Origin of the sequence: uncultured Gimesia sp. (assembly GCF_963972345.1) — a bacterium.
Lineage (GTDB): Bacteria > Planctomycetota > Planctomycetia > Planctomycetales > Planctomycetaceae > Gimesia.
This window is the reverse complement of the sequence record NZ_CAXAVM010000251.1, coordinates 1-8,939: the sequence shown is the minus strand read 5'-3', so window position 1 is coordinate 8,939 and position 8,939 is coordinate 1. Positions and strand designations below refer to the sequence as shown.

The following is an 8,939-nucleotide window of genomic DNA, read 5'->3' as shown; positions in this document are numbered from 1 at the left end:
GCCGTTGAAGAAACGAAAACTGCCGCCAAACCTGTCAGTCTGGCCCGGTTAGGCGATTATCTCGAACTCATTAAACCACGAATCTCGGCGATGGCGCTGATCTCGGTGGCACTGGGATATACACTGGCCTCCGCCCATTCCTGGTCGTTGCTGCCTCTCATCCATGCCCTGCTGGGAATCGGCCTGGTTGCCGTCGGCTGCAATTCGCTGAATCAACTGCTGGAAATGAAGAGCGACGCGCTGATGCCCCGCACCGCCAACCGGCCGCTGCCCGCTGGGAAAATCTCGTTACCCGAGGTTCTGATCTTCGGCATCGGTGCTGCTCTGACCGGTATTTTTTACCTGGCAACAATGGTCAACCTGCTGACCGCGTTTTTAGCCATGATGACGCTGGTGCTGTACGTGCTGGTTTACACGCCACTCAAACGCGTCACCTCGCTGTGCACTACCATCGGAGCCATCCCCGGTGCCATGCCTCCCATCCTGGGCTGGACAGCGGCCGGCGGAAACCTGAATACCTCCTCCTTCGCGATTTTTGCCATCATGTTCTTCTGGCAGTTCCCGCACTTTCTGGCGATTGCCTGGCTGTACCGTCATCAATACCACCAGGCGGGACTGAAGATGCTGCCCGCCCCAGATCCGGCACCACGTATGATCGGCTGGATGTGCGTGATTTATGCAACGGCTTTGATTCCCGTCAGTCTGCTGCCCCAATATGTTTCACTGACGGGCACGTTTTACTCTGTGGTCGCGTTTGTCCTCGGTATCGGTTACCTCGCTTTTTCGATTCGTTTCCTGCGAAACGAAACACGCCAGACCGCGCGCGAGTTAATCTGGTACTCCCTGATTTACCTCCCTCTGCTGTTACTCACGCTCACCTGGGATCGATTGCAACTGTTTAACTGATCCATCCAAGCGTATGTTTTCAGGATTCAAAGACTGCTTGATGACCTGCGATGAAAAGTGAAAGATTACAATGAGTCACGAAAGTAATTCGCCACAATACCGAATGGGACTTCCCATACCACACTCCAAACTGGGGATGTGGCTCTTCCTGGCGACAGAAATCATGTTCTTTTCCGCCTTTATCGGAGCTTATATCGTACTCCGCGCCGGATCACCTGGCTGGCCCGACGATCCGGAAATCACGCACCTCCGCGTCTGGGCGGGTGGCTTGAATACGTTCGTGCTGATTCTCTCCAGCTACTTCGTCGTGCTCGCACTGGAAGGCATGAAAGTCGAGAACTTCGCCAAAGCGCGACGTTACCTCTGTTTGACGCTGCTGCTGGCCTGCGTGTTCCTGGGGATCAAATCCTACGAATATGCGGGTAAGTTCCAATACGATATTCTGCCGGGACACATTCCCGAAACCCCCCGCATGGCCATTGATAAATCGATGCGGGAAATGAAGCAGGTCGTGGATCAGCGGGCCATCACGTTATCTGCTGCGAAACTGCCAGAGAAAACGGAACCGGTCAATCCCGAAGACACAGTAGAAGTCGCCGGGGTGACAGATGAAAAAACAGAAGAAGTGGAAACCCCCGTTGAAGAACTCCGTCAGCAGTTGCAGGCAGAACTGGCTGCCGAAGATACCCCTGCCGCCCGTAAAAAAGAACTGCAGACCTATTTTGATCTCGGTGATAAATACCGGAAATTAAATGACCGGGCGCTGGAGGAATCCATCAGCATGCAGGAGATGAACAAAGAACTGGAGACGCTGAAGCAGGATCCTCAGTACGCCTCTCTCATGGCACCTGTGCATTTTCTGCAACCCATCATTTACGGAAACCTGTTTGCCTCGGTTTATTTTCTGCTGACCGGTTTCCATGCGTTGCACGTGGTGATCGGCATGCTGCTGTTCATCATCGTGCTGATCCAGGGCAGACGACTGAGCAAAAAATGGAAAGATTACGTCGAAAACATCGGCCTCTACTGGCACTTCGTCGACCTGGTCTGGATCTTCCTGTTCCCGCTGATTTACATCATTTAACCGAGAGCCACCAATCCGATGTCAGATCAACACGATCACGCTTACGTCAAATATTCCAGCATTTTCTATGCCCTCTGTATCTGTACGGGCTTGTCTATTGTTTTTGACGTGATCGATTTAAAAAAACAGAACATCATCGGCATGAACGGCGTCGTGCTGCTGGCAGTGCTGGTCCTGGCTGTCGCCTGCGCCAAAGCACTGTTTGTGCTGATTTATTTTATGCATCTGAAATTTGAAGGAAGATGGAAGTACGTGCTGCTGAGCCCGACCATCGTACTGGCAATGGGGCTGACAATTGCCATTACCCCCGATATCGGCATTCATTATTACACGAACGAAGCGCCCCAGATCGACTATCTCGAACAGGCCCGGGAAACCGCAGCGAAGACCGACGCCTTGAACCCCGAAAAAAGTCATGTTGAGTAATACCCTCCCTCAGGAATCGCAGGCTGTGTCCCGCATCCGTGTCTCTGATATTTCGCACCGGTACGGCGAACGGCTGGCTTTGAATCATCTGAGTTTTGACGTCCGCCCCGCGGAGATTTTCGGTCTGCTGGGTCCCAATGGAGGCGGAAAGACAACCCTCTTCAGACTGCTCTCCACCCTGCTGCCCCTGCAGTCAGGCAATGCCACCATCGCCGGCCTGGACCTCGCCACACAGGCCCGGGAAATCCGCACGCTGATTGGTGTCACCTTCCAGTCTCCCAGTCTCGACGGCAAACTCACCGTCTGGGAAAACCTGAAACATCAGGCACACCTGTATGGAATTTCGGGAGGACAACTGCGGGAACGCATCGCTGCCGTACTGCAGCACCTGGGACTCACAGATCGTAAGCAGGACCTCGCCGAATCCTTATCGGGCGGGTTAAAACGCCGCGTCGAAATTGCCAAAGGCCTGCTGCATTCTCCCCAGGTCCTCCTGCTGGATGAACCGAGTACAGGCCTCGACCCGGGGGCAAGACACGATCTCTGGAAATACCTGAAACAACTGCAGCGCGAACAGGGCGTCACCATCCTGATTACCACTCATTTAATGGAAGAAGCAGAACACTGCGACCGGCTGGGAATTCTGCATCAGGGCGAACTCATCTCGCTGGGTACCCCCGATGAATTGCGGGCATCGGTGGGCGGAGACTGCCTGACCATCCAGGCAGAACATCCGGAGACACTGCTTCGCCAGATTACAGAAAATTTCGGCGTCACACCCCAGCAGGTCAATCACAGCCTGCGCCTGGAACATCCCCGCGGACATGAATTTCTGAAAGCGCTGATCGACGCGTTTCCCGAGCAGGTCACTTCGGTCTCTCTCGGAAAGCCGACACTCGAAGATGTGTTCATCCACGAAACCGGACATCAGTTCTGGCAGGCGGAGGAAGTCGAATGAATCAGCCTGTCGCTGTCACACCAGCAACCCCCTTTGTGCTGCCGATACTTTCGCTCGCGCAGCGTGAAGTGGTCCGCTTCGCCAGGCAGCGTACCCGCGTGATCGGTGCGCTGATCCAGCCGATCCTGTTCTGGATCCTGTTCGGAGCGGGACTGCGCGGCTCTTTCAAAGCCCCCGACTGGGCGACCGCTGGCATGACCTACCAGGAATATTTTTTTCCGGGTGTCGCCGTCATGATCCTGATGTTTACCGCGATCTTCTCGACCATCTCGATCATCGAAGACCGTAAGGAAGGCTTTCTGCAGGGAGTCCTGGTCTCGCCGGTTCCCCGCTCTTCCATTGTCTTGGGAAAACTGCTGGGTGGAACCATCCTGGCCGTTTTACAAGCTGTCCTGTTTCTGCTGCTGGGCCCCCTGTTAAAAATTGTCGGATTGGCGCCCGACTTCGATACTGGTGTCACACTGGCAGGGTTCATTCCCCTGCTGCTGTTTCTGTTCCTGCTGGGTTTCAGCCTGACGGCGCTGGGCTACCTGATTGCCTGGCCGATGGAATCCACACAAGGGTTTCACGCTATCATGTCAGTTTTTCTGATGCCGATGTGGCTGCTTTCCGGTTCGTTTTTCCCTGCAGGAGATTCGGGCTGGCTTTCCTGGATCATCCGCGCCAATCCCCTGACGTATGGCGTGACCGGTTTGCGGAGACTGCTGTCTGCAGGTCCTGCTTTACCAAGTGCACCCGGCAATCCTTCCCTGGTTGTCTGCCTGACTGTCACCGCCGCGGTTTGTATAATTTATGTATCGATTGCCATCTGGATGACCCGCCAACGGGCCACCCGCAATGCCAGATAAACATGACTTCATTCAACGAACTCTGAAGAATAAATATGACTGAGACAAAACCGACCCGCCGCATCCCCCTGTTTTTGATCATCGTGCTCTGGGTACTCGTCGCCGTGAGTGCGTTTGCGACCTGGAAACTGAAGACACAGCATGACCTGGCAATGGAGCAGCGAAAAGCCAGCGAAGCCGCCGCCGCAAAGGAAAAAGCGGAAGAAACAGAGACCGCAGAAGTCAAAGCCAAAGCTCCCATCTGGCCGGAAACCGGCATTGATGACTTTTCGCTCACCGAACGCAGCGGCGAAACCGTAACGAAAAAGGACCTGCTGGGCAAACCCTGGGTGGCCTGCTTCGTTTTCACCCGCTGTGCAGGCCCCTGCCCGCGCGTCTCCGGCCAGTTTTACCAGTTGCAGAAAGATCTGAGGGACCTGGACTTTCGCCTGGTGACCTTCACCGTCGATCCGAAAAATGACACTCCGGAAGTGTTATCCCGATATGCGGAATCGGTCGGCGCCGATCCCGAGAAATGGCTGTTTCTCACAGGCGATCAAAGCGAGATCTTTCACCTGATTGAGAAAAGCTTTCTGATGCCCGTCGAGGAAAATAAAGGCCCAGCTCGCAAGCCCGGCTTTGAGGTGATTCACACCACCAACGTCATGCTGGTAGATCAGGAAGGACGCGTCCTGGGAAAATATAACGCGGTCGACGATGTGCAGATGGCAGAACTCAGACGCGAAGTGCGCAAGCTCGTGAAACAGGATGCAGAGAAAACGGAAGAACAGAAAGAAGAATCCCCGGACAGGCAGGGTGAAAAAGAAGCAGCCCCACCGGCAACGCCCGCCAAAGCGGGTATGATTTCGCTGAGTTCGACACTGGTTCCTTTGACGTTTCATCTACTGGCTCAAACGGAAACAGCTTCACCGGCTGCCGAACCCGAAACCAGCGAGACGCCCCGGACGGCTCCGGACTGGGTCTACCAGCTGCCTGCCCTCAACGCCACTTTGAACGGTCTGGCAACCATACTGCTGATGGTGGGCTACTGGTTCATCCGGCATGGGGAACAGCAGAAACACAAAAAAACGATGTTGACGGCATTCGGAACGTCCGTCCTGTTCCTGGTCTTCTATCTGCTGTATCACTTCGCACTGCAAAGTTACACGGGAACGGCGTCCCGTAAATTTGAAGGAACAGGCCTGATCCGGCCGATTTATTATTTCATCCTGATCACCCATGTCGTGCTCGCCGCCGCTGTGCCTGTACTGGCCTGGGTAACAATTCGACGCGGCCTGAAACAGCAGTGGGAAGCCCATCGCAAGATTGCTAAAATCACGTTTCCCATCTGGTTGTATGTCTCCATTACGGGCGTGGTGATCTATTTCATGCTCTATCATTTGCCGGGCGCTGCCTGAGATTCAGCCGCCCGACGGCTGGAATCCCGATCGGGATCTGTTACAATGAAAGCATCTTAATCTGTTCAGCAAGTGGTTCGTATCATGCTAAAGCGTTTTTCATTCCTTCGTTCCTGTGTTCTGACCGCAGCGCTGCTGGGGCTGTTTTCTTCCCCCGCTGTCATCAGCCAGGCTGCCGCCTGCCCCATGTGCAAGCAGTTGAACGAAACCGATGATTCCAAACCCCGCGCTTACATGTATAGCATCACCTTCATGCTGGCGATGCCCGCCATTCTTCTCTCCGGGTTTGGCGTTGCCTTTTTCAAGATGATCAAACGCGAACAGGAAACCGTCCAGCATTACGAACACAACCGGAACCCGCATCAAAGCGATGCCGATTCCGGTGTGGATGAATCGTAACAGTTGAGACTCGTCGACGATTAGTTCAAGGGTTGACGACGAGGAGTATTCCAGACAGTCGCTGCTGAAGGAGCGGGCACAAAGGCCCCCCTGGCGGATGCGGTGCGTGACAGGGAATCATCATAGGTTGATTGATTGGAAACCGCCGTCTGCGTCTGGAAAGATGTGTTCTGAGAAGGAATCGTCTGCCATTCGGAATTGGTCTGCAGATCGGGAACCTGCAAAACTGCCGGACTGGGAGGTAAAGTCGCAGCCATGCTTGAGAACGCAGGTCCGCTGTTTCCGTTTCCGCCCCAGCCAGTCGCCGGTTGGGCGCTGATGGTCGGAGCAAGAGGCGGGTAGGCTCCCATGTCCAGCGATGTGGAATTCATCGGCGTGGGAACCGGGGCACTGGAGGGTGACGGTGTGGAAGGCACTACGTAAGGCTGCATGGAGGGTGACGGGCTCATCATGGAAGGTTGCCCGTTCATACAGTCGGTGCACGTTGATTGGGGCACTGAGACCTGAACCCGTTTTCTGACCTGAACCGGAGTACGGATATAGCTGGTCTGCTGACGGTATTCGGTGCGGGGAATCTGTTTGGTTACCATTTTGGGAACCCAGACCTGCTGCCAGCAGCCTTCGTCAACAGTCACCTGCTGATAGGTGGTGACCGGAACATTGGTGGTGCGAGGCACCATACGATATTCCGTACAAATCACGTCCTGATAACAGATTTGTGGCGGAGGAGGAGTACACACGCCCGGGCAGCATGAAGTGACAGGAGCACAACGTCGAAAATAACGACGGGCCAGCTTCTTACACCGGTGACCGCAACGGCCATGCTGTGGATAATAGCAACCCATGCCTCCCCGATTGAACAACCGTTTAAAGATATGAGCATCCGCGGTATTATCATTAGTCATAATCAGAAACAGCGAAGCGACGACAATACAATTTCGAATCCAGGGGGACATCGAAAAACTCCTTTTTTTACTAAGTGTGCTGGATGGCACTCCTATGATTTCGTTCCCGTTTCAGTCAAACTGAGACACTGGCTCTACAGGATCAGCCGGAACGAAGACCCACCGTTCTCATTTATCGGCATAATCGTTAAAGTCGCTTTATCTTAAATTTCACAATTTACGAATTTCCCTGGCCCCCGGTTCTCGTGACATTCAGGGGATTTTTTGAGAAGATGTGAAAGCAGGAAGCAGGCTCACCCCGGAGCCCAAATCCACTAAACCCAACCATAACAGACACTTAATTCATCGCAGCGAGATTAAAGGACATGAACATGGCAGATGCAGCACTGGCACATATGGTTTATTTCACCCTCAAAGACGGCTCCCCCGAAGCCAGCGAAGCCATGGTAAAGGCCTGTCACAAGTATCTGAAGGATCATCCGGGTGTGCTCTATTTCTCCGCCGGGATCCGTGGGACCGAGTTTCAGCGACCGGTGAACAACCAGGAATATCACGTCGCATTGAATGTGGTCTTCGATAACAAAGACTCACACGATAAATATCAGGAAGCCGCTGACCATCTGACCTTCATCTCAGAAAACAAAGACAAATGGGCCAACGTCCAGGTCTGTGACAGTTACGTCACCAGCTGAGCGATGCGTGGCAATCCCGTTCAGAGCACGGGCACAATCAGTGGCGTCTGGTACTCCGGATGGGGCAGTACTTTGACCGGGGTCTGATAGACTTCCGTCAGGCGGGCTTCCGTCAAAACTTCCACCCCCGTGCCGATCGCCGCGATCTCCCCTTTATCCAGTAACACGATCTGGTCAGCAAAGCTGCTGGCCAGATTCAGATCGTGAATTGTCAGGATGACAGTCAGATTTCGCTCATGCGCCAGATTGCGAATGAGTGACAGAATCTCAACCTGGTATTTAAGATCGAGCCCCGTCGTCGGTTCATCCAGACACAGCACGTTCGTCTGTTGCACGAGCGCCCGGGCGATCAGGGTCCGCCGCCATTCCCCGCCGGAAATTTCGGTAATCTTCCGCTGACGTAATTCCGTGAGTCCGGTCTGCTGCAAAGCGGCCTGCACCTGGCTCGTATCTTCTACCCCAAAGGGTTGGACCCAGCCACGATGGGCGCTGCGCCCCAGCTGCACCGTTTCTTCGACCGTCATGGGCCACTGGGGAGATTCCAGCTGCGGTGCCAGCGCCAGCTTCTGCGCCACCTGCTTGCGTGACATCTGACTCAACGACTCCCCTTCAATCAGCACGCTGCCCTCGCGGATTTCCACCAGCTGAAATAATGCACGCAGCAACGTTGTCTTGCCGGAACCATTGGGGCCCAGTAAAACCAGCACGGTTCCCGGTTTTATGTTCAGCGAGATCTGTTTCAAAACATCCTGCCGCGTATATCCGCAGGTGACGTTTTCCAGTTCGATCGGATGCATGCCTGTTCCCCTTCTTAACCAGATTGCTGACCACGACTGAGCAGCAGAAACAGAAAAAACGGACAGCCCATTAACGCCGTCACAATGCCCACCGGAATTTCCGCCGGTGCAATCACCGTCCGGGCCAGCGTATCGGCAATCACCATCAGAGTTGCGCCTAACAGGCAGCTGCCGGGAATCAACAGTCCGTGCCGGGGGCCCAGCAGAATGCGCGTCATATGTGGCGCCATCAATCCTAAAAAACCGATCACCCCTGATACGGCAACACAGGCTGCAGTACAGAACGTAGCGGCGATCAGAATGAGCATCCGAAATTTGCCAATCGATAAGCCCAGCGTCTGGGCCGCCTCATCACCAAACGAAAGCAGATCCAATGGACGTGACAATAACCACAACAGTCCGCCACTACACAGAATCCCCGGTCCCGCCATGACAATTTCATTCCAGTGCCTGCCTGAGAAACTGCCCAGCAGCCAGCTGAAGATGGTCGTCAGCATTTCATGATTCAGAAACATGATCAGCGAAAC

Annotated in this window: 11 protein-coding genes; 8 read left to right on the top strand and 3 right to left on the bottom strand. The window is 54.3% G+C overall.

What is annotated here, in order from left to right:
* The 7 genes from cyoE to AACZ40_RS26330 form a co-directional block, all read left to right on the top strand.
* Positions 1-906, top strand: a 906-nt coding sequence (cyoE, locus tag AACZ40_RS26360) for a heme o synthase (RefSeq protein WP_339676550.1), incomplete at its 5' end; no start/stop codon positions are given.
* 70 nt (positions 907-976) lie between these two features.
* The gene (locus AACZ40_RS26355; RefSeq protein ID WP_291168406.1) at positions 977-1,990 is read left to right on the top strand and encodes a cytochrome c oxidase subunit 3; all 1,014 of its coding nucleotides are present in this window, start codon (positions 977-979) and stop codon (positions 1,988-1,990) included.
* A gap of 18 nt (positions 1,991-2,008) precedes the next feature.
* Positions 2,009-2,416 (top strand): cytochrome C oxidase subunit IV family protein, encoded by a 408-nt coding sequence (locus tag AACZ40_RS26350; RefSeq protein ID WP_291168408.1) that lies wholly within the window; start codon positions 2,009-2,011, stop codon positions 2,414-2,416.
* Positions 2,406-3,374: an ATP-binding cassette domain-containing protein gene (locus tag AACZ40_RS26345; RefSeq protein ID WP_291168411.1), complete on the top strand. Its 969-nt coding sequence runs from the start codon at positions 2,406-2,408 to the stop codon at positions 3,372-3,374. Before AACZ40_RS26350 ends, AACZ40_RS26345 begins: the two co-directional genes overlap by 11 nt.
* A complete protein-coding gene (locus AACZ40_RS26340) occupies positions 3,371-4,222 on the top strand; it encodes an ABC transporter permease (protein ID WP_291168412.1) in 852 nt (283 codons plus the stop codon). The genes AACZ40_RS26345 and AACZ40_RS26340 overlap by 4 nt, the downstream gene beginning before the upstream one ends.
* Before the next feature lie 35 nt (positions 4,223-4,257).
* On the top strand, positions 4,258-5,619 hold the full coding sequence (locus tag AACZ40_RS26335; protein ID WP_291168413.1) for a DUF420 domain-containing protein: 1,362 nt from the start codon (positions 4,258-4,260) through the stop codon (positions 5,617-5,619).
* An 84-nt stretch (positions 5,620-5,703) separates the two neighbouring features.
* Positions 5,704-6,018 (top strand): hypothetical protein, encoded by a 315-nt coding sequence (locus AACZ40_RS26330; protein ID WP_291168415.1) that lies wholly within the window; start codon positions 5,704-5,706, stop codon positions 6,016-6,018.
* Positions 6,019-6,038: 20 nt separating this feature from the next.
* On the opposite strand, the gene AACZ40_RS26325 is transcribed toward AACZ40_RS26330, so the two are convergent.
* Positions 6,039-6,974, bottom strand: a complete 936-nt coding sequence (locus AACZ40_RS26325; protein WP_339676544.1) for a hypothetical protein — start codon at positions 6,972-6,974, stop codon at positions 6,039-6,041.
* Positions 6,975-7,294: 320 nt separating this feature from the next.
* Here AACZ40_RS26325 and AACZ40_RS26320 point away from each other — a divergent pair, with 320 nt between their 5' ends.
* Positions 7,295-7,615 (top strand): Dabb family protein, encoded by a 321-nt coding sequence (locus AACZ40_RS26320; protein WP_291168419.1) that lies wholly within the window; start codon positions 7,295-7,297, stop codon positions 7,613-7,615.
* Between the two features lie 20 nt (positions 7,616-7,635).
* Here the strand turns inward: AACZ40_RS26320 and AACZ40_RS26315 are convergent, their stop codons facing one another.
* Both AACZ40_RS26315 and AACZ40_RS26310 read right to left on the bottom strand, forming a co-directional pair.
* Positions 7,636-8,412, bottom strand: a complete 777-nt coding sequence (locus AACZ40_RS26315; protein WP_291168421.1) for an ABC transporter ATP-binding protein — start codon at positions 8,410-8,412, stop codon at positions 7,636-7,638.
* A gap of 14 nt (positions 8,413-8,426) precedes the next feature.
* Positions 8,427-8,939 (bottom strand): iron ABC transporter permease (locus AACZ40_RS26310; protein ID WP_339676540.1); only part of this gene is annotated, 513 nt, incomplete at its 5' end.